Here is a 25,991-nt window from a genome sequence, read left to right as displayed (position 1 = left end):
AGGACCGAAACATGAAAGCGATGATTCTTGCAGCAGGCAAAGGCACCCGCGTACGTCCGCTGACCTATGACCTGCCGAAACCGATGATCCCCGTGCTGGGCAAGCCGGTCATGGCTTACCTGATCGAACACCTGCGCAAGCACGGTATTTCCGAGATCATGGTCAACGTCAGTCACCTGCACGAAAAGATCGAGGAATACTTCGGTGAGGGCGAACAGTTCGGCGTCCAGATCGGCTACTCCTTCGAGGGCTACACCAAGGAAGACGGCGAAGTGGTGGCCGTCCCGATCGGCTCGGCCGGCGGCATGAAGAAGATCCAGGAATTCGGCGGCTTCTTCGACGACACCACCGTCGTCCTGTGCGGCGACGCCTTGATCGACCTCGACCTGAAGGCGGCACTGCTGGAACACCGCCGCAAGGGTGCGATGGCCACCGTGATCACCAAGGAAGTGCCTTGGGACAAAGTGTCGAGCTATGGCGTGGTGGTGACCGACCAGAACGGCCGCATCACCCAGTTCCAGGAAAAGCCGAAGCAGGAAGAGGCGCTGTCGAATTTCATCAGCACCGGCATCTACATCTTCGAACCGGAAGTCATCGACCTGATCCCGTCGGGCGTCGAGTTCGACATCGGCTCCCAGCTGTTCCCGCTGCTGGCCGAGAAGGGCATGCCGTTCTACGCCCAGGGCCGCCCGTTCAACTGGCTGGACATCGGCAGCGTGTCGGACTACTGGGAAGTGCTGCAGAACGTGCTGACCGGCGAGGTCAACCACATGCACGTGCCGGGCATCGAGATCGAGCCGGGCCTGTGGACCGGCCTGAACACCAGCATCGACTGGCGCGGCACCACCATCAAGGGCCCGGTCTACATCGGCTCGGGGGTCAAGATCGAGGCCGGCGCCACCATCATCGGCCCGACCTGGATCGGCCATGGCAGCCACATCTGCGAGGGTGCGGAAATCGTCCGCAGCGTGCTTTTCGAATATACTCGCGTTCTTAATGATGTGACATTGCACGAAATGATAGTCTTCAAGGACTACAGCATCGACCGCGCCGGGGAGATGAAGCACTCGTCCGAATACAGCTCGGACGAATGGCTGAACGCCCGCGATCGCCGCCGCAGCCGCCGCAAAGAGGGCGCGGAAGAAACAGATTCCAATCTAGAGAAAATAAGCGCATGAAAATCTATCCAGTCATCCTCTCCGGCGGCGCCGGTACCCGCCTGTGGCCGCTTTCGCGCGCCCTGATGCCCAAGCAGCTCTTGCCGCTGGTCACTGACAAGACCATGCTGCAGGAAACCGCTTTGCGGGTCCGCGGCTGGCCGGGGTTGATGGCGCCGCTGGTCGTTTGCGGCAACGAACACCGTTTTCTGGTCGCCGAGCAGCTGCGCGAGGTGGGCATCACCCCGAGCGGCATCCTGCTCGAGCCGGTCGGCCGCAACACGGCCCCGGCCGTGACCGCGGCCGCGCGGCACCTAGCAGCCGAGGATCCCGACGCCATCATGCTGGTGCTGCCGGCCGACCATGTGATCGAAAAGAACGAGGCCTTCCGCCAGGCGGTCGAGCGCGCCTTCTGCCTCGTGCAGAACGGTTCGCTGGCCACCTTCGGCATCGTCCCGGCGGTGCCGGAAACCGGCTACGGCTACATCCGCCGCGGCGAACCGCTGCCGGGCTGCGACGATTGCTTCAAGATCGAGCGCTTCGTCGAGAAACCGGACCGCAACACCGCCGAAGGCTTCGTGGCCGACGGCGGCTTCTACTGGAACAGCGGCATGTTCATGTTCCGCGCCGACCGCTTCCTGGCCGAGATCGAGCAGCACGCGCCCGAGATCGCCAAGGCGGCCGAAGCCGCCATGCACAACGCCTACCGCGACCTCGACTTCTGCCGTCTGGACGAAGCGGCCTTCACGGCTTGCCCGTCGGACTCGATCGACTATGCGGTCATGGAACATACCCGTGACGGCGTGGTGGTCTCGAGCGACATCGGCTGGAGCGACGTCGGTTCCTGGTCGGCCCTGGCCGACGTCCAGCAGGCCGATGCCCACGGCAACGTGCAGCGCGGCGACGTCTACCTGGACGGCGTCAGCAACTCGCTGGTGCGCGCCGAGAGCCGCATCGTGGCCGTGGTCGGCGTCAAGGACCTGGTCGTGGTGGAGACCTCGGATGCGGTGCTGGTGGCGCACAAGGACCAGGTCCAGCGCGTCAAGAACATCGTCGACCACCTGAAGGTCCAGGAGCGCACCGAGCACCTGTACCACACGCGGGTCTACCGTCCGTGGGGCTTCTACGAAGGCATCGACGCCGGCGACCGCTTCCAGGTCAAGCGCATCTGCGTCAAGCCGGGTGAGAAGTTGTCGCTGCAGATGCACCATCACCGCGCCGAGCACTGGGTGGTGGTGTCGGGCACCGCGCGCGTCACCTGCGGCGACAGTGTCAAGCTGCTGGCCGAGAACGAGTCGACCTACATCCCGATCGGCATGACCCACCGCCTGGAAAACCCGGGCAAGCTGCCGCTGCACCTGATCGAGGTGCAGTCGGGCAGCTACCTGGGCGAAGACGATATCGTGCGTTTCGAGGACGTGTACCAGCGCGCCTGATCGGCGCCTGAGTCCGCCAAGCATCATCAAACGCCGCCTGCGTGAAAGCGCCGGCGGCGTTCTCTTTTCCACTGGTCTACAGTGCGTTCATCATCATGCGGTCGGCATACAATGCTTCGTCCAGAACCGGTTGGGAGAGAGCCATGAAGACGATCATTGCGGCGGGCGGCATGCTGCTCGCGCTGGCGGGCGGGACGGCATTGGCCGGCGATATCATCGGCGGCTCCAGCCTGTTGGACGACGGCCGCCACGCCCAGCTCGAACGCTGGCTCGGCGCCGGCGAGTTCAACCTGAACAATGTCTATACCTTGCGGCCCGGCGATACCTCGGTCAATTTCCACGATGCGGCGGACGGCAAAGGCGCGACCTTCACGCTGATCGAGGTGACCAACACGGCCGGCCAGACCTTCCTGGTGGGCGGCTACAACCCGCAGAGCTGGTCGTCCACCGACGGCTGGCACGAGACCGAGCGCGACTTCCAGCGCACCGCCTTCCTGTTCAATTTCACCACGCCGGCGGTCTATCGCCAGGTCCCGACCAGCTTCGAACTGCCCAGCCAGGGCATGCGCCAGACCTATAACGACATCCTATTCGGCCCGGTGTTCGGTTCTGGCCCGGATCTGCTGGTCAGCAACGACCTGACCCATGCGCTGTCCTGGCAGCTGAGTTACGGGAATCCGGACAACGAGGGCGTCAGCATCATCGACGGCAGCCTGCGCGGCCAGACGGTGAATGTGAACGCGATGGAGATCTTCGCGATCGCGCCGGTTCCCGAACCGGCCTCGGGCGCGATGCTGCTGGCGGGAATAGGGGTGGTCGGCGGGATGCTGCGCTGGCGCCAGCGCAAAGCTGCGCAGCGTCTAACGTAAATTGTCCGCGTTACAATTGTGGCATCATGAAAGGGAGCTGTTGTGCTCCCTTTTTTTAGGCCCTTCAATTGCCGATGACATCGATCCGACGCCTGTTCCTGACCTTCCTGCTGTTGGCGGCTGCCGCCGGCGCCCAAGCCCAGTTCACCAGCGCACCCAGCCTGCAACCGGCCCAGCTGGCCATCGTCATCAACGATGCCGAGCCGAACAGCGTCAAGATCGGCGAGTACTACCGCAAGCGGCGCGGCATTCCGGCAGCGAACGTGGTGCACGTCAGCATTCCGAACAAGCCGCACGAGATCAGCATCGAGCGCTTCCGGGAGCTGAAGGAAGAGATCGACAGCCATCTGGGCCCGGAGGTGCAGGCCGTGCTGATGGTCTGGACCGCGCCCTACAAGGTCGAGTGCAACTCCATCACGGGCGCCTACACCCTGGGCTTCGACGCCTCCCAGTGCGCCAAGACCTGCGCCAGCGGGCGTTCCAGTCCGTATTTCAATTCCAAGTCGGCGCGGCCATTTACCGATCTCAATCTGCGCCTGTCCATGCTGCTGCCGACCGAGTCGGTGGTGGACGCCAAGGCCCTGATCGACCGCGGCATGTCGGCGGGCTTCCGCACCGTGCCGGCGACCGCCTACTATCTCGTGACGTCCGAAAAGGCGCGCAACTCGCGCGCCGGTTTCTTCCCGCCGCCCGGCCGCATCGAGGCCAGGAAACTCAGCACCAAGACCATCCAGGGCGACGTGCTGGAAGGGGCGAAGGACGTGATGATCTACGAGACCGGCATGGCCCAGGTCGACAAGCTGGACACCCTGCATTTCGTCCCCGGCGCCCTGGCCGACCACCTGACCTCGCTCGGCGGCGACCTGCTGGGGGATGGACAGATGAGCAGCCTGCGCTGGCTGGAAGCGGGCGCCACCGCCAGCTATGGCTCGGTCAGCGAACCCTGCAATTACTGGCAGAAATTCCCCAATCCGACCGTGTTGCTCAAGCACTACGTGCAAGGCAATAGCGCGATCGAAGCCTACTGGAAGAGCGTCGCCTGGCCCACCCAGGGCCTGTTCATTGGCGAACCGCTGGCCGCGCCTTACCGCAAACGGCCGCGCTGAACGCGCGCCTTGCCAGGGCAGGGCGGCTTGTTTTGTATCCTTTTCACCACTTTCCCTCGCCGCTTCCGGCCTTACCCAAAATGGGTGGAAGCCGCTTCCCTCTAGGGCTCCCGCCCGCCGGCGATTTATTCGTTGAACATATCAATCCATAAGGCAAATCATATTGTTCAGTTGATCTTGCTTGGTGCATATTAAAATTGTCCCTGTCCCGCAGATAGACCAATGCTTACCTAGCCCATGGCTGCACATATTCTCGTGGTCGACCCCGATCCCGCCATCCGCCAGTTGCTCGAGCTGAACCTGACCAGCGCGGGCCACGAGGCCGCCAGCTGCCTCGACGCCGAGTCGGCGCTGGTGCTGATGGAATACAGCCTGCCCGAGATGATCCTGCTGGAGTGGGACCTGCCCGGACAAAGCGGGGAAGCGCTGATCCGCCGCCTGCGCGCACAGGCGAAGACGCGCGAGCTGCCGATCATCATGGTGTCCAGCCGGGCAGGGGAGCACGACAAGATCCTGGCGCTGGAATCCGGTGCCGACGACTACCTGACCAAGCCATTCAACCCGCGCGAACTGCTGGCGCGCATGGGCGCCGTATTGCGCCGGCGCGTGCCCCACGTGTCGAGCGAGACCGTGCAGATGGCCGGCCTGCGCCTCGATCCCGGCACCCAGCGCGTGATCGCCGGTTCGCGCCAGGTGGCGCTGGGCCCGGTCGAATTCCGCCTGCTGAACTTCCTGATGCACCATCCCGAGCGCGTGCACACCCGCTCGCAGTTGCTGGACAAGGTCTGGGGCTGCCACGCCGTGCTCGACGAGCGCACCGTCGACACCCACGTCGGCCGCCTGCGCAGCGCCCTGCAGCCCAGCGGCCACCAGGAGCACATCGAGACCGTGCGCGGCACCGGCTACCGCTTCGTGGCCTGGAACACGCGCGCCGACTGGTCCGGCGTCGCCTGAGTCCTGTCTTGGAACCGGTCGTCATCCTCAGCCGGCAGGAGCAGGAGTACCTGCTGCGCACCATCGAATCCGGCCTGCGGGTGGCGAGCGTGCGCCAGTTCTTCCTGTGGACCCAGGGCCAGCTGCAGACCCTGCTGCCGCACCAGGTGATGGTGGCGCTGCAGTTCGCGCCTTCGGGCGCGCTGCGCCGGCTGGAATGCCTGCATGCGACCGTGCTGGCGCCGCAGGCCGAGGCGCTGCTCAGCGACAGCCGCGACGGCCTGGCCCTGCGCATCGCCCGCCATTGCCTGCAGGGCGCGCGGCTGCCGGCGCTGGCCGATGTCGCCGGCGATGGCGATCGGCAGCGCGGGGTGTTGGGCGGTTTTTGCAAGGAACTGCGCGATGCCGGTTTCGACAGCGTGCTGGTGCATGGCACCGGGATGACGGCCGAGGGTGCGAGCGTGTTCGTGCTGTTCGGCCTGCCGATGCGGCCCGGGCCGCGGCATGCCTATTTCCTGGAGTTGTTGCTGGCGCATCTGCATCTGGCGCTGCTGCGCCTGCCGTCGCCGGAGACGCGCGGCGCCGGCGCACCGGCAAGGCCGCTGAGCGCGCGCGAAGCCGAGATCGTCGGCTGGCTGCGCGAGGGAAAGAGTAACGAGGAGATGGCGCGGCTACTGGGGATCAGCGCCCTGACTGTCAAGAACCACCTGCAGCGGATCTACCGCCTGCTGGGTGTCGGCAACCGCGCCCATGCTTTGGCGCGTTGCCTGGAACTGCGTCTTGTATAAGATCAGATATTGGTGTTGCCGGCTGCCGCTTCCAGCTCGGCGCGGCGCATCGCGTCGTAGCGGTAGGCTTCGGCATTGCCGTCGATGATGCGCAGGCTCTTGCAGCCCTCGGGGGCGCAATCGGGGGCCGGCATCGTGCTGACGACCTGGGCGGCGGCGCCCGACTGGCCGGATACCGTCACGGCGGCGGCGGTCTGGGTCAGCTGGTCGGCTTGTCCACCACCGCAGGCGGCGAGGATCACGGCGATGCAGAGGGCAGAGACGGAACGGATGGCGTGAAGTTTCATGGTGCGGAAGAGGTTGCGTTCAACAGATGAGCTATTGTAGGCAGGAAATTTTCCGCAACTCAACACTTTTTTAGTTATTCTCTTGCAAATATTGAAATTTCGAAATAGTTTTGCGTGGAAATAGGCGAAGTTCGCTCATGATTGTAGGAAATATCCCACGAGAAAGATTTGATGCTTTGGCGCAACGTCGTGTCGAAGCGACGTTATCACTCTGGATACGTAAAGATTTGTATAAACAATTTCACACAAGTGGAAATTTGTGCTAGTGCATCAGCATGCGGGAGGGCAACGGCGGGGAGGCGAGACGCCGGTGCAGCATGCGGATGGTTCCGCTGGCTGCGCCGGCAAAGCTGGGGCGGGGCTGGCGATCAGTGGCGGCGGCGTGCACGGGCGCTCAGGCCCAGCAGGCCGAAGGCCAGCAGCGACAAGGTCGCCGGTTCCGGCACCGGGTTCGTCGGCGGCAAATCGGACAAGACGATATTGTCGATGCCGATCTCGCCCGGGCTGTTGTCCAGGCCGCTACATTGGCCGGCAAAGTTGCAGCTGAGGCCAGCGATGCCGATCTCGACGAAGTCTTCCTGCGAGAATGCCAGTCCATTCATGACATCGGCAGCGTTGTAGGTCTGGAAGGCAAGCGTGTTCGGGATAGCGAACTCGATGAAGGTAGTGGTCCCATCCGGGCGCAGACCGATCACGCGCAGGGCAGCCGGAAAATCCGGATACTGAACATCGGCCGAGGCAATGAAGCTTGCGTCGAGTCCGCTGAAGCGGAAGGTCGAGCCGGTCGGGGCCGCGATGATGTCGATCAGGCCCGTATTGAACAGGTCGAAGTAAGTGGTCGGGTTGTTTGTCGGGCAGATGCTGGGGGCGCAGGTGGCCGCGTTCGTGACCGGCGTGCTGCCGTCGATGAAACGCCCGATCAGTACTGTTCCAGGATCCGCGTCGCCGCCGGCATCCACGAAGGAGACAGTATAGCCGGCCTCCTGGAAGCTTCTCCCGTTATACGCCGGGCCGGCTTGGCCTTCAAAGGTGATGACGGCCGCATGGGCTGCGCTCGCCGAAGCGAGGGCGAGTACAGCCGCGCCGAGCATGCGCTTGAAGACGCCGCCGCGAAGTGTGGTCCTGGTCATATTGGGTACCTTTGTCGTTGGAAGAAGCGTGGAGGCGCGGCTTGCAATACTGCTGATGCTGCGCAAAAGATTAGCACGAAGTATATCAATAAAGATAACTTTTGTTCGATAACGAACACGCAAATGAACATGTGGTCATGGATGAGTTAGGCAGAATAATGTTTGCATAAATAAATGCAGCGCAGTGTTTCCTATGCTCGGCTTCGATCCCTGTCTGATTTTCTTATGTGCACCGGGCGCGCGGTTGACGCTAGCATAACTTGAGGCGCATCATGACCGGATGCGAACATTGATCCTTTTACTACTGGCCGGCTGCACCGCCTGCACCACGGCCGCACCGCAAGCCCCCCGGGCAGCACAGGCGCCGCAATCCCGCATCGCGCCGAAGGAGGGGCAGGGCGACACCCTGGCCCGCATCCGCGCACTGGCCGGCACGGCTAGCTGCTCCAGCGATGCCCAATGCCATTCGCTGCCCCTGGGCGCACGCGCCTGCGGCGGTCCGGAGAGCTATCTCGCGTGGTCGTCGGCGACCACGTCGCAGGCCGACATCGAGGCCTTGGGCGAGCGCTACAAGGAAGAGCGGCGCGCCGCCAATACCGCAGCCGGGCGGGTGTCGACCTGCCAGTTCCTGATGGACCCGGGCGCCGTCTGCCGCGCCGGCACCTGTCAGCCCGGCTCGGGCGGCCTGCCGGAAGTCCGCTGACCCCTTTATTAGCGGGCATCGTTTTGGCAGCCGCATGTTGATTTAATTCATAAAAAGAAATTGTCTGTGCGTCTGGGCGCATGGTAGCCTTGCACGGCTAAGCTTTCCAAAGGCACAAAGGAGTAGGGATGGTTTCGAAGGTGTACCGCAGCGCAGGTTTCACGCTGCTCGAACTGCTGGTGGTGATCGTCATCATCGGTCTGCTGGCCGCCTATGTCGGTCCCAAGTATTTCTCGCAGCTCGGCAAGTCCGAAGTCACGGTGGCGCGCGCCCAGATCGACGCCTTCGAAAAATCGCTCGACACCTACCGGCTCGACGTCGGCCGCTATCCGACCACCGAGGAAGGCCTGAACGCCCTGATGGCCGCGCCGCCCACCGCGGCCGGCAAATGGAACGGTCCCTACCTGAAGAAAGGCGTGCCGGCCGACCCCTGGGGTCATGCCTACCAATACCGTGCCCCCGGCGCCAAGGGCGAGTACGAGATCGTCTCGCTGGGCAAGGACGGCCAGCCCGGCGGCGCCGGCGACGCTGCCGACATCAGCTCGCAGTAGAATTTTTCGTGCAGTTCGCAGTTCGCACTCTCGCTCCCGACATGACCATCGCCAGCGTGGTGGTCGATGCCTCGGATGAGGCGGACGCGCGCCGCCAGGTCGAGGCGCGCGGCCTGTACGTGAGCGCGATCGAACCGGCGCGCGCGGCCGGCTTCGGTTTCCAGCGGCGCGCAGGCGGCAAGCTGTCGCTGGTGCTGTTCAGCCAGGAGCTGCTGGCCCTGCTCACCGCGGGCCTGGGCATCGTCGAGGGCCTCGAAGCCCTGCTGGAAAAGGAATCCAGTCCTGCCACCCGCGCCGTGCTGGAACGCCTGCTGGCCGGCCTGCGCGAGGGCAAGCGCTTCTCCGGCGTGCTGGCCGAGCAGCCGGCCCTGTTCCCGCCGCTGTACGTCGGCATCGTGCGCGCCGCCGAAGGCACCAGCGACCTGCCGCGCGCGCTCGAACGCTATATCGAATACCAGCAGCGCATCGACATCGTGCGCGCGAAGATCGTCAGCGCCTCCATCTACCCCGTGATCCTGCTGGTGGTCGGCGGCGGCGTCTCGATCTTCCTGATGTCCTATGTGGTGCCGCGCTTCGCCGAGGTGTACCAGGGGGCAGGGCGCAACCTGCCGTGGATGTCGCGCCTGATGCTGGAGTGGGGCCAGTTCGCCGGCCGCCACGCGAGCGGCCTGCTGCTGTCCTTCGCCGCCGCGATCTTCCTGGCCGGCTGGGGCATCCGCCGCGTGCTGCGCCAGGGCGGCGCGGCGCGCCTGCTGGCCAAGCTGCCCGGCATCGGCGAGCGCGCCCGCGTGTACGAGCTGTCGCGGCTCTACCTGACCCTGGGCATGCTGAACGAAGGCGGCATCACGCTGGTGAGCGCGATCGAGACCGTGCAGGCCATGGTCTCGCCCGGCATCCGCGCCGGCCTGCGCGCGGCCAAGGGCGCGATCGAATCCGGGCGCCCGCTGTCGGACGCCTTCGAAGCCAACGGCCTGACCACGCCGATCTCGCTGCGCATGCTGCGCGTGGGCGAGCGCACCGGCGAGATGGGCCCGATGCTGACCCGCTCGGCCGCCTTCTACGACGGCGAGATCGGGCGCTGGATCGACCGCTTCACGCGCACTTTCGAGCCGCTGCTGATGGCCGCCATCGGCCTGGTGGTGGGCGCCATCGTGGTGCTGCTGTATATGCCGATTTTCGACCTTGCCGGAGACATGTCGTGAGCGTTTCAAGCATCGATATGTTCGACGCGGCGTTGCTGGCGCGTGCGCGTTCGCAGAGCCGGCAGTCGCAGCGCTCGCTGGTCGAGGAGCTGCAGGCCTTGTCCGGACTGGAGCCGCGCCAGATCGTGCGCCAGCTGGCCGAGCCCTTCGGCCTGACGGTCATGGAAACGCTCGAGATGTTCGGCCAGCAGCCGGCTTTCGACCTGCTGCCGCTGGCGCTCGCGCTGGCGCGCCACTGCGTGCTGCTGCGCGATGGGCAGGGCCTGCTGACCGGCGTGATCGCCGACCCGTTCGACCTGGATCTGCAGACCTGGCTGGCCGCGCAGGCCGGCTGCACGGCGGCGCGTCCGCTGCACCTGCGCCTGGCGCTGGCCGGCGACATCCAGGCCTACCTGGGCAAGCAGGAGGAATCGGCGCGCGCGGTCGACTCGCTGGTCGGCGACAGCGGGGAGGGCCGGCGCGACGGCAAGACCGCGGCCGTGCTGTCCTTCGCCTCGGTGTCCGAAGGCGCCAGCCCGGCCGTCAAGCTGGTCAACTCGACCCTGTACGATGCGCTGAAGGCCGGCGCTTCCGACATCCACCTCGAGAGCACGGCCGGCGGCCTGGCCGTCAAATACCGCGTCGACGGCGTGCTCGATCACGCGGCCTCGGTCGGCGGCATCGAGCTGGCCGAGCACATCATCTCGCGCCTGAAGGTGCTGGCCGAACTCGACATCGCCGAGCGCCGCGTCCCGCAGGACGGCAGCTTCCGCGTCGAATCCGGCGGGCGCGAGATCGACCTGCGCGTCTCCATCATGCCCAGCATCCACGGCGAGGACGCGGTCATCCGTATCCTCGACAAGCGCGCCATGATCGAGTCCTACGGCGCGCTGACGCTGGAAGCGCTGGGCTTCGATGCGCCTTCGCTGGCGACCCTGCGTTCGCTGGCGCAGGAAGCCTACGGCATGCTGCTGGTGACGGGGCCGACCGGTTCCGGCAAGACCACCACGCTGTACGCCGCGCTGACCGAGATCCACAACGGCCGCGAGAAGATCATCACCATCGAGGACCCGGTCGAATACCAGCTGCCCGGCATCCTGCAGATTCCGGTGAACGAAAAGAAGGGCCTGACCTTCGCCAAAGGCCTGCGCTCGATCCTGCGCCACGACCCGGACAAGATCATGGTCGGCGAGATCCGCGACCGCGAGACCGCGGAAATCGCGGTGCAGTCGGCGCTGACCGGACACCTGGTGCTGACCACCGTCCACGCCAACAACGTGTTCGATGTGTTCGGCCGCTTCACCCACATGGGCATCGATCCGTATGCCTTCGTGTCAGCGCTGAATGGGATCTGGGCCCAGCGCCTGATCCGCATGAACTGCCCGCACTGCGCCACGCCCTACGAACCTGACGCCGCGGAGCTGGCCTCGGCGCACCTGCATCCGGAAGAGGTGGGCGACTACCTGTTCATGCGCGGGAAGGGCTGCGGCGACTGCCGCGGCACCGGCTACAAGGGGCGCCGCTCGATTGCCGAGATCCTGACCCTGAACGACGAGATCCGCGAGCTGATCGTCGACAAGCAGCCGATCCGCCGCATCAAGGCCGCCGCCGCCGCGAACGGCACGCGCAGCCTGCGCCTTGCGGCGCTCGACCTGGTCAGGCGCGGCGCCACCACCATCGAAGAGATCAAACGGGTGACCCTGCATGCGTAAGTGGTTCGGACAGTCCCTGCGGCTGGGCGTCGCGCCCGACGGCCTGGCGCTGGTGCGCACCAGCATCTGGCCGCACGAGCGCACGCAGCTGCTCGGCCAGGCGCGCTTTGCCGCGAACGGCTTCGACGCCATCGCGCGCGAAGTGAGCGCGCTGCTGGCCGAATACCGGAATGAAGGCTGGGCCCTGCGCGTGGTGCTGTCGGACGAGCTGGTGCGCCTGTGGCAGGTGTCGCCGCCCGCCGGCGCGAGCCGCATGGCCGACCTGGAAGCCGCCTGCGCGCTGCGCTTCCAGTCCCTGTTCGGCGCCAGTCCGGCGGGCTGGCAGATCCGCGCCGACTGGAGCGTCACACAACCCTTCCTGGCCGCCGCCATGCCGCAGGCCTTGCTGGACCAGCTGCAGCAGGCCGCCGCCGATCACGGCTTCCGCGTGGTCGAGGTGGTGCCGCAACTGGTGGCCGCACTGAACCAGCACCGTTCGATGCGCCGGCCCGGCGCCTGGTTCGGACTGGTGCACGGCGGCGTGCTGAGCGTGGCCGCCTTCGACGGCAAGCAGCTGGCCGCGGTGCGCACCGCGCCGATTCCGGAAGGCGCCGACCGCGACTGGCTGGAAGGCCACGTCGCCCGCGAAGCCTTGCGCGTCGGCCTGGGCCGGCCGGAGCGCCTGCAAGTCAGCGGCCCGGCGCCGAAAGGCTGGGCCAGCAGCGCGGGACGTTTGAAATTCGCCTGCACCCTGTTCGAGGATGAGCTCGACCCGCTGTGGCCGGACATCGCGCGGCTGGCAATGACGGGGAGGGCGCCATGAAGAAGGTCCGCATCGATTTCGCGCCGCCCAGCCTGGCGCGCGAGCTGTTCCGCACCTCGCGTCCGGCATGGGCGGTGGCGCTGATGCTGGCCGTGGCCGGCGCCGCGCTGGCCTTCGCCCACGCCGGACTCCAGCGCCACCAGCGCGAACTCGCGCAGCTGCAGTCGCAATCGCGGGTGCGCGTGCAGGCGCCGGCGTCGAGCGCCGTGGCCGTGCGCACGCCCGTGCCCGAGGCCCAGGCGAGCGCGGTGAACGCCGCCGTGCTGCAGCTGAACCTGCCGTGGCGCGCGCTGCACGATGCGGTGCAGGCCGGCACCCCGGCCAACATCGCGCTGTTGTCGCTGGAGCCGGACGCGCGCAAGAACCGGGTCCGCATCACCGCCGAGGCGAAAAGCAGCGACGACATGATCGCCTACGTCGAGCAGCTGCAGAAGGGCGAGTGGTTCAGCGCCGTCAGCCTGGCGCGCCATGAGATCAACGAACAGGATCCGAACCGGCCGATCCGCTTCCAGCTCGATGCGCAGTGGAGGGGGGCGCAATGAAGTCCATCTCCTTCGGCGGCATGATGCTGCGCCTGCAGCTGGCGGTGCGCGCCAATCCGGTGCTGGCCGTGGCCGGTCTGGCCTACGTGGCCTGCCTGGCAGCGCTGGGCTGGACCCTGTATGCGAGCACGCAGGTGGAGCTCGAACGCGATGCCCTCAAGGCTGCGGCAGCGCGCAGTGCGAGCCTGCCGTCGCCGGTGCCCGCCCTTGCTGCGGCGCCGGCGGTGCCGGCCGCGCCGCCGCCCGACAACCTGGACGCCTTCTACGCCGCGCTCGGCCCGCGCCGCTACGCCGAGCAGCAGGTCAAGACCCTGTTCACGCTGGCCGCGAAGAACGGCCTGACGCTGAGCCAGGGCGAGTACAAGACCGGCTACGACCGCAATGCACGCGTGACCACCTACCAGGTCAACCTGCCGGTGAAGGGCAGCTATGGCGCGATCTGGCAGTTCGCCTTCGGCGCGCTGCGCGCCATCCCCTTCGCCTCGCTGGACGACGTCAGCTTCCGCCGCGACACCATCGGCGACCCCGCGGTGGAGGCGCGCCTGCGCCTGACCCTGTACCTGAAGGACGCACCGGGAGCCGCGCCATGAGGCCGCGCCATCTGGTGCTGGGCGCGGCCCTGGCGGGCGCCGCGCTGCTGGTGCTGTTCGGCGACCGCACGCCAGACACCGAAGTGGCGGAGGCGGTCGAACGCGCGCCCGGCCCGCGTGCGGCGGTGCTGGTTCCTGCCACTGCACCCGCTGCCACGCGTGCGCCCGCCGCCGGCGGCAATGCTGCCGGCGCGCCCATCCTGGCCCTGGTCCCGCGCGAAACCCTGATCGGCGACAGCGACACCCAGTTCCGCCAGGCCGAGAATGGCGTCTTCGGGCGCCAGGACTGGACGCCGCCCCCGCCGCCGCCGCAACCTGCGCCGCCGCCTCCGCCGCCGAGCGCGCCGCCGTTGCCGTTTACCTTCATCGGCAAGTTGGTGGCCGACGGCACCTGGGAGGTCTATCTGGCGCGCGGCGACCGCACCTACGTCGTGCGCGACAAGGCCCTGATCGACGGCACCTACCGCGTCGACGCCATTGCGCCGCCGGTGCTGACCCTGACTTACCTGCCGCTGAACACCGTTCAGCAGCTCAATATTGGAGTGTTCGAGTGATGCCTCGCCCGTCGTTTAACCTGGCCATCTGTGTGGCGGTGTCCGTGCTGCTGTCCGCTTGCGCCGGCCAGATGGCCTACCGCGAAGGCAATGCGCTGGTCGCCCAGGACAAGGTCGAAGCCGGCCTGCTGAAGTACCAGGAAGCGGTGGCCGCCGACCCGGCCAATGCCGGCTACAAGTCGGCCTACCTGCGCGCGCGCGACGGCGCCACCAACCGCCTGCTGACCCAGGCCGACCGCGAGATCGCCGACGGCAAGGTGCAGCTGGCCCTGGAAAACTACCAGCGCGTGCTGGCCATCGATCCGGTCAACGACCGCGCCCGCGCCGGCCTGCGCCAGGTCGAGGCCGACCGCCGCCATGCAGTGCTGTTCGAGGATGCGCGCGCCGCCATCGAACGCAAGGATTACGAGGCGGCGCGCCTGAAGCTGGGCGCGATCCTGAGCGAGCGTCCGAGCCATGAGCCGGCGCGCCAGCTGCTGGCGGAGGTGAACGAAAAGAACGCCGCCGCGCCGGCCGAAGCGGCGCTGGCGCAAGCCTTCCGGACCCCGATCAGCCTGGAATTCCGCGACGCCCCGATCAAGCAGATCTTCGAGGTCATCGCGCGCCACTCCGGCCTGAACTTCCTGTTCGACAAGGACGTCAAGACCGACCAGCGCGCCTCCATCTTCCTGAAGAACAGCACCGTCGAATCGGCCGTCTACTACCTCCTGATGACCAACCAGCTGGAGCGCCAGGTCATGGACGGCAACACCATCCTGATCTACCCGAACGTGGCGGCCAAGCAGAAGGAATATCAGGAGATGACGGTAAAAACCTTCTACCTGGCGAATGCGGAGGCGAAGAGCATCGCCAACACGCTCAAGACCATCCTGAAATCGCGCGACGTGGTGGTGGACGAGAAGCTGAACCTGGTGATCCTGCGCGACAGCCCGGAAGCGGTCAAGCTGGCCACCCAGCTGGTGCAACTGCAGGACGTGCCTGAGCCCGAGGTGGTGCTCGACGTCGAAGTGCTGGAAGTGCAGCGCAACCGCCTGCTTGACCTGGGCGTCGACTGGCCGACCGCGCTGTCGTTCGCGCCGCTGAAGAACGTCGGCGACGTGCCGCTGACGATCGACCAGCTGCGCGGCCTGAACTCGGGGAACATCGGCGTCTCCGGCGTCTCGGCGGTGATCTCGGCGAAGAAGACCGACGGCGACGCCAACACCCTGGCCGCGCCGCGCATCCGCGTGCGCAACAAGGAAAAGGCCAAGGTCGTCATCGGCGACAAGCTGCCGACCATCACCACCACCATCTCCTCGGGCGTGGGCGGCTTCGCCTCGGAATCGGTGAACTACGTCGACGTCGGCCTGACCCTGAACGTCGAGCCGACCATCTACCTGAACAACGAGATCGGCATCCGCATCTCGCTCGAGGCCAGCACCCTGGTCGACACCATCGAGACCAAGAGCGGCACCACCGCCTACCGCATCGGCACGCGCTCGGCCGCCACCATGCTGCAGCTGAAGGACGGCGAGAACCAGGTGCTGGCGGGCCTGATCAAGAACGACGAGCGCAGCAGCGCGACGCACCTGCCGGGCCTGGGCGACCTGCCGCTGGTCGGCCGCCTGTTCGGCAGCCGCCAGGATACCCGCGACAAGACCGAGGTGGTGCTGTCGATCACGCCCCACCTGGTGCGGAATATCCAGCGTCCGGCCGCCAACGCTGCGGAGTTCAACGCCGGCACCGAGGCCAGCTTCCGCCGCCGTCCGGACGTGGCCGTACGCCTGCCGGCCACGCCGCCTGGCCGCCCGCAGCCGGCAGCGCCGGCCGCAGCACAGCCACCGGCGCCGGCGCCGGCGATGGTCCCGGCCACCAGCGTCAACATGGGCGGGCAGCCGCCTTCCGCACCGCCCTCGAGTCCCGCGACCGCGCTGCCGCCGACGCCGGGCGTGCAGGCAGTGCCGCTCCCGCAACCGGATGTGACGCCGGTACCGGCCCGGCAATGATGCGTAGGGCGCGCGGCTTCACGCTGATCGAGCTACTGGTCACGCTCGCCATCCTGGCCCTGCTCGGGGCCATGGTGGTGCCAGCCGCCAGCATGGCCGTGCAGCGCCGCCACGAACAGGACCTGCGCCTGGCCCTGCGCGAGATCCGCCTCGCCATCGACGCATATAAAAAGGCCAGCGACGAGGGCCGCATCGCCAAGACGGTCGGCGCCACCGGTTATCCTCCCAAGCTGGAGCTGCTGGTGGACGGCGTGGTGGACCAGCGCAATCCGAAAAAGGCCAAGATCTACTTCCTGCGCCGTCTGCCGCGCGATCCCTTCGCCGCCGACGCGGCCCTCGAAGACGCCCAGACCTGGGGCAAGCGCAGCTACGCCAGCGAGGCCAAGGAACCGCGCGAGGGCGACGACGTGTACGACGTATATTCGCGCTCTGGCAGGGTCGGCCTGAACGGCATCGCCTACAGCAAATGGTGACGAGATGAAGCGCAATCGCGGATTTACCCTGATCGAACTGCTGATCGTGCTGGGCATCGTGGCCCTGCTGCTGACGCTTGCCGTACCGCGTTTCTTCCCCAGCGTCGACAAGACCAAAGAGACCATCCTGGCCGAGAACCTGCGCAACACGCGCGCCGTGATCGACCAGTTCTATGCCGACACCGGCCGCTATCCTGAATCGCTGGACCAGCTGGTCGAGAAAAAATACCTGCCCCACCTGCCCATGGACCCGATCGCGGAGACGGACGCCAACTGGGTGATCGTGCCGCCCGACGACCCGTCGCGCGGCAGCGTCTACGACCTGCACAGCAGCGCCGGGGGCAAGGGGCGCAACGGCAAGCCGTATTCGGAATGGTAGCTGCGCGGCCTTCGTTCAGGGCAGGCGGCGCGGGCGGCTTCACCTACGTCGGCCTGATCGTGCTGGTGGCGATCATCGGCCTGGTGGGCGCCGCCACCCTGAAGGCGGACGCCCTGCTGCGGCGCGCCGCCGCCGAGGAAGAGCTGCTGGAGATCGGCGCCGCCTTCAGCGCCGCGCTGACCAGCTATGCCGAGGCCACGCCGCGCGGCCAGCCGACCCAGCCGCCTTCGCTGGAGGAGCTGCTGAAGGACCCGCGCGTGCCCGGCGTCCGCCGCCACCTGCGCAAGATCTTCGTCGACCCGATCACCGGCAAGGCCGAGTGGGGCATCGTCTGGCTGAACAAGGGTAATGGCCTCAATGGCAGCGGCGGCAGCGGCGTGGTGGCCGTGTACAGCCTGTCGCAATCGAAGCCGCTGAAGCAGGCGAATTTCGACGCGCGCTTCCAGGGCCTGGAGAACCGCGAGCACATCGCGGACTGGAAGTTTGCGGCGACCGGGCAGGGCGTGGCGCAGGGGCAGCCGGGGCAGGTTCAGATCCCGCCAGGGCAGCCGGGCCAGCCGGGCCAGGTTCAGAATCCGCCTGGTCAGCCAGGCCAGCCGGGCCAACCGCCGTCCGAGCCGCCTTCGCTGTTCCCGGGGCGCGGCAACCCCGGCATCATGAAGCCCTCGCCGGCGGAACCGCCGCCACCGCCCGAACCCGTCCAGGCGCCGCCCGAGAAGGTGGAAGCGCCGGAAGCGCCGGAGCCGCCGCAGCCGGCCGAAGACTCGGGCACCGGCGACGACGAGAAGGACGACAAGGAAAACAAGGACAAGAACGCGCACGAGCCCAACCGCCGCTGACGCGCCTTGCCTTCGACGCCCTCGCGGGCGACTTGCTTACTTCGCCCGGCGCATGAAGTCGCGCGGACGGAAGCCCAGCACGAACAGCACCGCAAAGTAGACGGCCGCACTCAGGCCGATGATCAGCAGCAGGGCGCCGATGCGCAGAACCGGATGCGCGCGTAGCGCCGCCCAGTCGAGCTGCGCCTGGCTGAACCAGGCGGCCAGGCCCATCAGCGCGGTCGCGACCACCACTTTCAGGAAGAAGGGCAGCCAGCCGGCGTGCGGCGTGTAGATCTGGCGACGGCGCAGGCCCAGGTACAGGAACAGCGCGTTGAGGCAGGCGCCCATGCCGATCGACAGCGCCAGCCCGGCCACGCCCATGCCCATCAGCTGCACGAAAACCAGGTTCATGGCCTGGGTCGCGAACAGCACGCCGATGGCGATGCGCACCGGGGTGCGGATGTCCTGGCGCGCATAGAAGGCGGGCGCCAGGATCTTGACCAGGATGATGCCCAGCAGGCCGACGGCATAGGCCATCAGCGGCGCGGTGGCGGCGGCCACGTGGGCGGCCTTGAACTCACCGTAATTGAACAGGGCGGCGATCAGGGGCGTCGACAGAGCCGCCAGGCCGACCGCGGCGGGCAGGGCCAGCAGCAGGGTCAGGCGCAGGCCCCAGTCGAGCAGGGCCGAGTATTCGGCGATGTCGCCGTCGGTGTTGGCCTTGGACAGGCTGGGCAGCAGGATGGTGCCCAGCGCCACGCCCAGGATCCCGGTCGGGAATTCCATCAGGCGGTCGGCATATTGCAGCACCGAGACGGCGCCGCCGCCCATGTTCGAGGCATAGTTGGTGTTGATGAGCAGGCTGATCTGGGCAGCGGAAACAGCGAACACGGCCGGGCCCATCTTCTTGAGGATGCGGCGCACGCCCGGGTCGTTCAGGCCGGCCAGCGGATTGAGGGACAGGCGCGGCAGCATGCCGATACGCTTCAGGGCCGGGATCTGGATCGCGATCTGGGCGACGCCGCCGACCATCACGGCCACCGCCATCGAATAGATCGGCACCTCGAAGTACTTGACCAGAAACAGCGAGAAGAAGATCGAGGACAGATTCCACAGCACCGGCGTGAAGGCCGGGATCTTGAATTCGCGCCAGGTATTCAGCACGGCGCCGGACAGCACCACGAAGGACATGCAGGCGATGTAGGGGAACATCAGGCGGGTCATGACCACGCCCTTGTCGAAACCGTCACCGTCCAGACCGCTGGCGATGCCCATCAGGATCAGCGGCGCGCCGACGATGCCGACGATGCTGACCAGCACGGTCGCCCAGACCAGGGTATTGGCGACGTGGTCGACCAGGCTCTTGGTCGCCGCTTCGCCCTGCTGGGTCTTGTATTCGGCCAGGATGGGCACGAAGGCTTGCGAGAAAGCGCCTTCGCCGAACAGCCGGCGCAGCAGGTTGGGCAGGCGGAACGCGATATAGAAGGCGTCGGTGTAGGGGTTGGCGCCGAAAGCGCGGGCGAATAGGGTGTCGCGCAGCAGGCCGGTGAGGCGGGAAACCATCGTCATGCTCGAGATGGCCGCCAGGGTTCGGAGTAGGTTCATAGGCCGCGATTATAGCTGGGCAATAGCCCGCGAAAACTTGCGGGCGTCGCATTTTGCAGAGGAAAGCGGACAGGAGTATGAATTTGGAATTGCCCTGCGATGAAACCTTCGCTATAATCGAGGGCTGTATTGAATTCAGTTGGCAGACACTAATCGTTTGAGGTGTTTGCGGACGCAACTTACACCGATTAGGAAATTCCATGGCAAATACCGCACAGGCGCGTAAGCGCGCTCGTCAAGCAGTTAAGCAAAACGCTCACAACTCGGCTCAGCGCTCGACCCTGCGCACCGCAATCAAGGCTGTCAAGAAGGCCATCCAGGCTGGCGACAAGGCCGCTGCGACCACCATCTTCCAGCAGTCCGTGTCGACCATCGACAGCATCGCTGACAAGAAAATCATCCACAAGAACAAGGCCGCTCGCCACAAGAGCCGCCTGGCTGCCGCTATCAAGGCCCTGTCGGCCTAATTAGCGACACCGCCGCGCGGCCTCTGCCGCGCAGGTTCTGAAGGATGAAAAACCCGCCCGACCATTTGGTCCGGCGGGTTTTTTCGTTGATCAATTGCTCAAAACCGGACTCTGACCCCGGTTTTTGGCAATTACTTCGTGGCAGGATCGGTAGGCATCGCTTCGGCGCTGTGCGCTTTCTTCATCTTTTTCATCTTCTTCATTTTCTTCGGGGCCACGGCAGCCGGCTCGGCGGCGGCAGCGGCCGGTGCCGCGGCGGGAGCGGCCGGGGTGGCGGCGACGACGGAAACGGCGAACAGCGAAGCAAACAGCCCAGCGAGGAGTTTGGTCATTGCGATTCCTTTTCGTTAAGAAGTCGACCCACGGACGCGGATCTGGCTTGTTAACGGCAGGGGTCTGTCCTGCCTTAGCTTGTCAAACTTGAAGCAAATCAAGCGCCGCGTGCCTTGGCGGCGCCCACGGCCTCCGCCGGCACTTCCATCCACTCGCCCGGCATCAGCGGGTGGCTGGACAGCGAAAACGGTCCGATGCTCATGCGCACCAGGCGCAAGGTCGGCAAGCCGACCGCGGCCGTCATGCGCCGCACCTGGCGGTTCTTGCCCTCTTCGAGCGTGATCGCGATCCAGCTGGTCGGCTTGTCCTGGCGGGCCCGGATCGGCGGATTGCGCGGCCACAGCCATTCGGGTTCGGCGATCTGCACCGCGCGGCATGGCTTGGTCACGAAGTCGCCGAGGTCGAGCGGCGCCTGCAGGCGGGCGAGCAGGGCAGGCTCGAGCACGCCTTCTACCTGCACGATATACGTCTTGGCTTCCTTCTGGTCCGGATGGGCGATGCGGTGCTGCAGCTTGCCGTCGTCGGTGAGCAGCATCAGGCCTTCGCTGTCGGCGTCCAGGCGGCCGGCCGGGTAGATGTTGGGGATATCTATATAGTCGGCGAGCGAGGCGCGGCCCGGCTCGGCGCTGAACTGGCAGAGGACCTGGAATGGCTTATTAAATAAGATGAGGGACATGGAAGAGGTTTTTAGAGCAAAATAGCAATCCGTATTGTATTTCGGAGATCTCAATGTACGAACATATTCAAGTGCCCGCCGAAGGTAAAAAGATCACCGTCAACCAGGATGGCTCGCTGAACGTGCCGGACCAGCCGATCATCCCCTATATCGAGGGCGACGGCACGGGCGTGGACATTACCCCGGTGATGCGCAAGGTGGTCGACGCGGCGGTGGCGAAAGCCTACGGCGGCCAGCGCACGATCGTCTGGATGGAGATCTTCGCGGGCGAGAAGTCGACCCGGGTCTACGGTCCCGACGTCTGGCTGCCGCCCGAGACGCTGGACGCGGTGAAGGAATATGTGGTCTCGATCAAGGGCCCGCTGACGACCCCGGTCGGCGGCGGCATCCGTTCGCTGAACGTGGCGCTGCGCCAGGAGCTGGACCTGTACGTCTGTCTGCGCCCGGTGCGCTACTTTGCCGGCGTGCCTTCGCCGCTGAAGGAGCCGCAGAAGACCCAGATGGTGATCTTCCGCGAGAACTCCGAAGACATCTACGCCGGTATCGAATGGGCCGCCGAATCCGAAGGCGCGAAGAAGATCATCGACTTCCTCGTGAACGAAATGGGCGTCAGGAAGATCCGCTTCCCGGAGAGCTCGGGCATCGGCGTCAAGCCGGTCTCGCGCGAAGGCACCGAGCGCCTGGTGCGCAAGGCAATCCAGTATGCGATCGACAACGACAAGCCCTCGGTGACCCTGGTCCACAAGGGCAATATCATGAAGTACACGGAAGGCGGCTTCCGCGACTGGGGCTATGCGCTGGCCCAGCGCGAGTTCGGCGCCGAGCTGATCGATGGCGGCCCGTGGTGCAAGTTCAAGAATCCGAAGACCGGCCGCGACATCACGGTCAAGGATTCGATCGCCGACGCCTTCCTGCAACAGATCCTGCTGCGCCCGGCCGAATACAGCGTGATCGCCACCCTGAACCTGAACGGCGACTACATCTCGGATGCGCTGGCGGCCCAGGTGGGCGGCATCGGCATCGCACCGGGCGCCAACATGTCGGACTCGGTGGCGATGTTCGAGGCCACCCACGGCACCGCGCCCAAGTATGCGGGCAAGGACTATGTGAACCCGGGCTCGCTGATCCTGTCGGCCGAGATGATGCTGCGCCACATGGGCTGGACGGAGGCGGCCGATCTCCTGATCAGCTCGATGGAGAAAGCGATCACCTCGAAGCGGGTCACCTATGACTTCGCCCGCCTGATGGAAGGCGCGACCCAGGTGTCGTGCTCGGGCTTCGGCGAGGTGATGATCGAGTGCATGGGCTGAGGCGCGGATGTCGGACGCGCCCAAATATGAGCTGATCGGCCAGCTGCTCTACGGCGTGCAGCGCCTGGGCGGCGTCGATTATCTGCTGGGGCTGGAACGCGACCCGCGAGTGGCGCCGGCCCTGGCCGCCTGCGGCCGGGAACTGGCCGAGCGCCACCAGAGACTGATGAAGCCGATCGAGGAGAAGCGGGCGCTGGAAGATCCCGAAGTCGACGAGATCCTGCGCGATGTGCCGGCGCTGTATGCCACCCTGGTGGAAGGGCTCGGCCATGGAGGTATCGGACACCGCGGCTGAGGAAACGGCGTCCAAACAAAAAAAGCCCCGCCGGAGCGGGGCTTTTTGCTTCCGAGGGAAACTTACGCGCCCACGATGTTGGAAGCTTGCTTGCCTTTAGGGCCTTGCGTGACTTCGAATTGGACTTTTTGACCTTCTTTGAGGGTCTTAAAACCGTTCATATTGATTGCGGAGAAGTGCGCGAACAAATCTTCGCCGCCGTCATCTGGGGTGATGAAGCCAAAACCTTTGGAATCATTGAACCACTTCACAGTACCTGTTGCCATAAAATAACCTTCGATTAAAAACGAATCACACGAGCCATAAAAGCAAGAAGCTTCTTGCCCCCTCCTCAGCCTGCTCACTTCTTATCAACAAGTACATAAGTACATGTCAATAACTGCATTGTTGTTGCAATAATCTTGTAAGTCAAGCGGTTTTGAGCACGTGTTGCAAAAACTTTCACTACTGCTTTAGAACAAGCTCTTGATTTTTGCAATCGGGGCGCCATCTGCGCGCAGCAGGGAAAACGCGTAAGATGGAAAGCACATGGGATCGCACAGGAAACTACCTTGTTTGTCCCTGATTGTTAACGTACGCACGAACAGCGAAAGCATCTTAGAATACTCTTATGGCAACCAAGCACGATACCGAACAGCTGCTGGAGCGGCAGACCGTAAAGCCACCCCCCCTGTACCAGGTGGCGCTGCTGAATGACGACTACACACCCATGGAGTTCGTGGTCGCCATCATCCAGGAGTACTTCAATAAGGATCGCGAGACGGCCACGCAGATCATGCTTTCCGTACATCGCCATGGTAAAGGGGTGTGCGGCGTGTTTTCCAAAGATATAGCGTGTACCAAAGTGGAGTTTGTATTAACGCATGCGCGCAAGGCAGGTCATCCCCTGCAGTGCGTGATGGAGGAAGTATGATTGCGCAGGAATTGGAAGTCTCTTTACATATGGCCTTTGTCGAAGCGCGGCAGGCTCGACACGAGTTCATCACGGTCGAACACCTGCTTCTGGCGCTGCTCGACAACCCGTCGGCCGCTGAAGTCCTGCGTGCGTGCGCGGTCAACATCGAAGATTTGCGCAAGACCTTGACGAATTTCATCGGCGACAACACCCCGACCGTGCCCGGCACGGGCGAGGTCGATACCCAGCCGACCCTCGGTTTCCAGCGCGTGATCCAGCGTGCGATCATGCACGTGCAATCCGCCTCGAACGGCAAGAAGGAAGTTACCGGCGCCAACGTGCTGGTGGCGATCTTCGGCGAGAAGGATTCTCACGCGGTGTATTACCTGCACCAGCAGGGCGTGACCCGTCTCGACGTGGTCAATTTCATCTCGCACGGCGTGCGCAAGGACCAGCAGATCGACAGCCAGAAGGCGTCGGAAGGCGTGGAAGAAGCGCAGGTCGAAGGCCAGACCAAGGAAAGCCCGCTGGATCAGTTCACCCAGAACTTGAACAAGGCTGCCGCCGATGGCCGCATCGATCCGCTGATCGGCCGCGAAGAGGAAGTGGACCGCGTGATCCAGATCCTGTGCCGCCGCCGCAAGAACAACCCGCTGCTGGTCGGCGAGGCTGGTGTCGGCAAGACCGCGATCGCGGAAGGCCTGGCATGGCGCATCGTCCAGGAAGACGTGCCTGAAATCCTGCAGAATGCCGTCGTGTATTCGCTGGACATGGGCGCGCTGCTGGCCGGCACCAAGTACCGCGGCGACTTCGAGCAGCGTCTGAAAGCGGTGCTGAAGCAGCTGAAGGACACGCCGAACGGCATCCTGTTCATCGACGAGATCCACACGATCATCGGCGCCGGTTCGGCTTCGGGCGGCACGCTGGATGCGTCCAACCTGCTGAAGCCGGCCCTGGCGAACGGCCAGCTGAAGTGCATCGGCGCGACCACGTTCACGGAATTCCGCGGCGTGTTCGAGAAGGACCACGCGCTGAGCCGCCGCTTCCAGAAGGTCGACGTCAACGAGCCGTCGGTCGAGCAGACCGTGCAGATCCTGCGTGGCCTGAAGTCGCGCTTCGAAGAGCACCACGGCGTGAAGTACTCGTCGTCGGCGCTGTCCACCGCGGCGGAACTGGCGGCGCGCTTCATCAACGACCGTCACCTGCCCGACAAGGCGATCGACGTGATCGATGAAGCCGGTGCTGCCCAGCGCATCCTGCCGAAGTCGAAGCAGAAGAAGACCATCGGCAAGACCGAGATCGAGGACATCATCGCGAAGATCGCGCGGATTCCCCCGCAAACGGTCAACCAGGACGACCGCAGCAAGCTGCAGACCATCGACCGCGACCTGCGCAACGTGGTGTTCGGGCAGGACCCGGCCATCGAAGCGCTGTCGGCCGCGATCAAGATGGCCCGTGCCGGCCTGGGCAAGCAGGACAAGCCGATCGGCTCCTTCCTGTTCTCCGGTCCGACCGGCGTCGGCAAGACCGAGGTGGCCAAGCAGCTGGCCTTCATCCTCGGCATCGAGCTGGTGCGCTTCGACATGTCGGAGTACATGGAACGCCATGCGGTGTCGCGCCTGATCGGTGCGCCGCCGGGCTACGTCGGCTTCGACCAGGGCGGCCTGCTGACCGAGGCCATCACCAAGAAGCCGCACGCGGTGCTGCTGCTGGACGAAATTGAAAAAGCCCACCCGGACATTTTCAATATCCTGCTGCAGGTGATGGACCATGGCACGCTGACCGACAACAACGGCCGCAAGGCGGACTTCCGCAACGTGATCATCATCATGACCACGAACGCGGGCGCCGAAAGCCTGACCAAGCGCTCCGTGGGCTTCGTGGATTCGAAGGCGGCAGGCGACGAGATGGCCGACATCAAGCGCATGTTCACGCCGGAGTTCCGCAACCGCCTGGATGCGATCATCAGCTTCCGCGCGCTGGACGAGGAAATCATCCTGCGCGTCGTGGACAAGTTCCTGATGCAGCTGGAAGAACAGCTGCACGAGAAGAAGGTGGAAGCCGTCTTCAGCGAGAAGCTGCGCAAGTTCCTCGCCAAGAAGGGCTTCGATCCGCAGATGGGCGCCCGTCCGATGTCGCGCCTGATCCAGGACATGATCCGCAAGGCGCTGGCCGACGAGCTGCTGTTCGGCCGCCTGGTCAACGGCGGACGCGTGACGGTGGAACTGAACGACAAGGACGATGTGGTCCTCGAGTTCCCGGAAGGCGACGTCCCGCCGCCGCCAGAGCCGGTCGAAACGGTCGAGATCGAGTAATTGGAATTGTCGGCCTCGCGCCGGTCACAGAAAACCCCGCCCAGTGCGGGGTTTTTTTTCGCCTGTCATATTGGGCCGGCCCGCGGTCATGAAGTT

The 25,991-nt window shown here is 65.3% G+C and carries 29 protein-coding genes; 23 read left to right on the top strand and 6 right to left on the bottom strand.

Annotation, left to right across the window (positions count from 1 at the left end):
- The first annotated feature begins 11 nt into the window (after nt 1–11).
- From AC07PE_RS19805 to AC07PE_RS19780, 6 genes are all read left to right on the top strand, one after another.
- On the top strand, nt 12–1,178 hold the full coding sequence (locus tag AC07PE_RS19805; protein WP_498767600.1) for a nucleotidyltransferase family protein: 1,167 nt from the start codon (nt 12–14) through the stop codon (nt 1,176–1,178).
- The gene (locus tag AC07PE_RS19800) at nt 1,175–2,593 is read left to right on the top strand and encodes a mannose-1-phosphate guanylyltransferase/mannose-6-phosphate isomerase (RefSeq protein ID WP_498767598.1); all 1,419 of its coding nucleotides are present in this window, start codon (nt 1,175–1,177) and stop codon (nt 2,591–2,593) included. The genes AC07PE_RS19805 and AC07PE_RS19800 overlap by 4 nt, the downstream gene beginning before the upstream one ends.
- A 143-nt stretch (nt 2,594–2,736) precedes the next feature.
- Nucleotides 2,737–3,462, top strand: a complete 726-nt coding sequence (locus AC07PE_RS19795; protein WP_498767596.1) for a PEP_CTERM-anchored TLD domain-containing protein — start codon at nt 2,737–2,739, stop codon at nt 3,460–3,462.
- 74 nt (nt 3,463–3,536) lie between these two features.
- Nucleotides 3,537–4,568: a TIGR03790 family protein gene (locus AC07PE_RS19790; protein WP_498767594.1), complete on the top strand. Its 1,032-nt coding sequence runs from the start codon at nt 3,537–3,539 to the stop codon at nt 4,566–4,568.
- A gap of 237 nt (nt 4,569–4,805) precedes the next feature.
- Nucleotides 4,806–5,522: a winged helix-turn-helix domain-containing protein gene (locus AC07PE_RS19785; protein WP_498767592.1), complete on the top strand. Its 717-nt coding sequence runs from the start codon at nt 4,806–4,808 to the stop codon at nt 5,520–5,522.
- An 8-nt stretch (nt 5,523–5,530) separates the two neighbouring features.
- Nucleotides 5,531–6,289 carry a LuxR C-terminal-related transcriptional regulator gene (locus AC07PE_RS19780; RefSeq protein ID WP_498767590.1) on the top strand — a complete coding sequence of 253 codons (759 nt, stop codon included), beginning with the start codon at nt 5,531–5,533 and terminating at the stop codon, nt 6,287–6,289.
- Nucleotides 6,290–6,291: 2 nt separating this feature from the next.
- On the opposite strand, the gene AC07PE_RS19775 is transcribed toward AC07PE_RS19780, so the two are convergent.
- Nucleotides 6,292–6,576 (bottom strand): hypothetical protein, encoded by a 285-nt coding sequence (locus AC07PE_RS19775; protein ID WP_498767588.1) that lies wholly within the window; start codon nt 6,574–6,576, stop codon nt 6,292–6,294.
- A 368-nt stretch (nt 6,577–6,944) separates the two neighbouring features.
- Complete coding sequence (locus AC07PE_RS19770) at nt 6,945–7,706, bottom strand: NF038120 family PEP-CTERM protein (protein WP_498767586.1); 762 nt, start codon at nt 7,704–7,706, stop codon at nt 6,945–6,947.
- 280 nt (nt 7,707–7,986) lie between these two features.
- Between AC07PE_RS19770 and AC07PE_RS19765 the strand changes: the two genes are divergently transcribed.
- The 12 genes from AC07PE_RS19765 (at nt 7,987) to AC07PE_RS19710 (ending at nt 18,017) form a co-directional block, all read left to right on the top strand.
- Entirely contained in the window at nt 7,987–8,409 is a 423-nt protein-coding gene (locus AC07PE_RS19765; RefSeq protein WP_498767584.1) for a hypothetical protein, read from the top strand.
- A 128-nt stretch (nt 8,410–8,537) separates the two neighbouring features.
- Entirely contained in the window at nt 8,538–8,960 is a 423-nt protein-coding gene (gspG, locus tag AC07PE_RS19760; protein ID WP_498767582.1) for a type II secretion system major pseudopilin GspG, read from the top strand.
- 8 nt (nt 8,961–8,968) lie between these two features.
- On the top strand, nt 8,969–10,162 hold the full coding sequence (locus tag AC07PE_RS19755) for a type II secretion system F family protein (RefSeq protein ID WP_498767580.1): 1,194 nt from the start codon (nt 8,969–8,971) through the stop codon (nt 10,160–10,162).
- A 17-nt stretch (nt 10,163–10,179) separates the two neighbouring features.
- Nucleotides 10,180–11,853, top strand: coding sequence for a GspE/PulE family protein (locus tag AC07PE_RS19750; protein ID WP_498767988.1), 1,674 nt, complete (start codon nt 10,180–10,182; stop codon nt 11,851–11,853).
- Nucleotides 11,846–12,655 carry a hypothetical protein gene (locus tag AC07PE_RS19745; protein WP_498767578.1) on the top strand — a complete coding sequence of 270 codons (810 nt, stop codon included), beginning with the start codon at nt 11,846–11,848 and terminating at the stop codon, nt 12,653–12,655. The genes AC07PE_RS19750 and AC07PE_RS19745 overlap by 8 nt, the downstream gene beginning before the upstream one ends.
- On the top strand, nt 12,652–13,197 hold the full coding sequence (locus AC07PE_RS19740) for a PilN domain-containing protein (protein ID WP_498767576.1): 546 nt from the start codon (nt 12,652–12,654) through the stop codon (nt 13,195–13,197). The genes AC07PE_RS19745 and AC07PE_RS19740 overlap by 4 nt, the downstream gene beginning before the upstream one ends.
- Entirely contained in the window at nt 13,194–13,787 is a 594-nt protein-coding gene (locus AC07PE_RS19735; protein WP_498767574.1) for a hypothetical protein, read from the top strand. The genes AC07PE_RS19740 and AC07PE_RS19735 overlap by 4 nt, the downstream gene beginning before the upstream one ends.
- Nucleotides 13,784–14,341, top strand: coding sequence for a hypothetical protein (locus AC07PE_RS19730; protein ID WP_498767573.1), 558 nt, complete (start codon nt 13,784–13,786; stop codon nt 14,339–14,341). Before AC07PE_RS19735 ends, AC07PE_RS19730 begins: the two co-directional genes overlap by 4 nt.
- Entirely contained in the window at nt 14,341–16,326 is a 1,986-nt protein-coding gene (locus tag AC07PE_RS19725) for a secretin GspD/PilQ domain-containing protein (RefSeq protein WP_498767986.1), read from the top strand. The genes AC07PE_RS19730 and AC07PE_RS19725 overlap by 1 nt, the downstream gene beginning before the upstream one ends.
- Nucleotides 16,323–16,799, top strand: coding sequence for a type II secretion system protein (locus tag AC07PE_RS19720; protein ID WP_498767571.1), 477 nt, complete (start codon nt 16,323–16,325; stop codon nt 16,797–16,799). The genes AC07PE_RS19725 and AC07PE_RS19720 overlap by 4 nt, the downstream gene beginning before the upstream one ends.
- 4 nt (nt 16,800–16,803) lie before the next feature.
- The gene (locus AC07PE_RS19715; protein WP_498767569.1) at nt 16,804–17,178 is read left to right on the top strand and encodes a type II secretion system protein; all 375 of its coding nucleotides are present in this window, start codon (nt 16,804–16,806) and stop codon (nt 17,176–17,178) included.
- A complete protein-coding gene (locus tag AC07PE_RS19710; RefSeq protein ID WP_498767567.1) occupies nt 17,172–18,017 on the top strand; it encodes a type II secretion system protein in 846 nt (281 codons plus the stop codon). The genes AC07PE_RS19715 and AC07PE_RS19710 overlap by 7 nt, the downstream gene beginning before the upstream one ends.
- A 36-nt stretch (nt 18,018–18,053) precedes the next feature.
- Here AC07PE_RS19710 and murJ read toward each other — a convergent pair whose 3' ends face one another.
- Entirely contained in the window at nt 18,054–19,604 is a 1,551-nt protein-coding gene (gene murJ / locus AC07PE_RS19705; protein WP_498767565.1) for a murein biosynthesis integral membrane protein MurJ, read from the bottom strand.
- A 200-nt stretch (nt 19,605–19,804) separates the two neighbouring features.
- Here murJ and rpsT point away from each other — a divergent pair, with 200 nt between their 5' ends.
- A complete protein-coding gene (rpsT, locus tag AC07PE_RS19700) occupies nt 19,805–20,071 on the top strand; it encodes a 30S ribosomal protein S20 (RefSeq protein WP_047823157.1) in 267 nt (88 codons plus the stop codon).
- Nucleotides 20,072–20,202: 131 nt separating this feature from the next.
- Here rpsT and AC07PE_RS19695 read toward each other — a convergent pair whose 3' ends face one another.
- Both AC07PE_RS19695 and AC07PE_RS19690 read right to left on the bottom strand, forming a co-directional pair.
- Nucleotides 20,203–20,403, bottom strand: a complete 201-nt coding sequence (locus tag AC07PE_RS19695) for a hypothetical protein (RefSeq protein ID WP_498767563.1) — start codon at nt 20,401–20,403, stop codon at nt 20,203–20,205.
- Nucleotides 20,404–20,501: 98 nt separating this feature from the next.
- Nucleotides 20,502–21,080 (bottom strand): pseudouridine synthase, encoded by a 579-nt coding sequence (locus AC07PE_RS19690; protein WP_498767561.1) that lies wholly within the window; start codon nt 21,078–21,080, stop codon nt 20,502–20,504.
- 53 nt (nt 21,081–21,133) lie between these two features.
- On the opposite strand from AC07PE_RS19690, the gene icd reads away from it, so the two are divergent.
- Together icd and AC07PE_RS19680 are read left to right on the top strand one after the other, a co-directional pair.
- Entirely contained in the window at nt 21,134–22,390 is a 1,257-nt protein-coding gene (gene icd, locus AC07PE_RS19685) for an NADP-dependent isocitrate dehydrogenase (protein WP_498767559.1), read from the top strand.
- Nucleotides 22,391–22,397: 7 nt separating this feature from the next.
- The gene (locus tag AC07PE_RS19680; RefSeq protein WP_498767557.1) at nt 22,398–22,685 is read left to right on the top strand and encodes a hypothetical protein; all 288 of its coding nucleotides are present in this window, start codon (nt 22,398–22,400) and stop codon (nt 22,683–22,685) included.
- Nucleotides 22,686–22,747: 62 nt separating this feature from the next.
- Here AC07PE_RS19680 and cspE read toward each other — a convergent pair whose 3' ends face one another.
- Nucleotides 22,748–22,951: a transcription antiterminator/RNA stability regulator CspE gene (cspE, locus tag AC07PE_RS19675; protein WP_036165387.1), complete on the bottom strand. Its 204-nt coding sequence runs from the start codon at nt 22,949–22,951 to the stop codon at nt 22,748–22,750.
- A gap of 344 nt (nt 22,952–23,295) precedes the next feature.
- Between cspE and clpS the strand changes: the two genes are divergently transcribed.
- Together clpS and clpA are read left to right on the top strand one after the other, a co-directional pair.
- Nucleotides 23,296–23,598, top strand: coding sequence for an ATP-dependent Clp protease adapter ClpS (clpS, locus tag AC07PE_RS19670; protein WP_027864722.1), 303 nt, complete (start codon nt 23,296–23,298; stop codon nt 23,596–23,598).
- A complete protein-coding gene (gene clpA, locus AC07PE_RS19665; protein WP_498767553.1) occupies nt 23,595–25,895 on the top strand; it encodes an ATP-dependent Clp protease ATP-binding subunit ClpA in 2,301 nt (766 codons plus the stop codon). Before clpS ends, clpA begins: the two co-directional genes overlap by 4 nt.
- Nucleotides 25,896–25,991: the final 96 nt, after the last annotated feature.

This window comes from Telluria sp. GW821-FHT07G12 (assembly GCF_059418525.1).
Note: the sequence above shows the minus strand (reverse complement) of the source record. Positions and strands in the feature narration are given on the sequence as shown.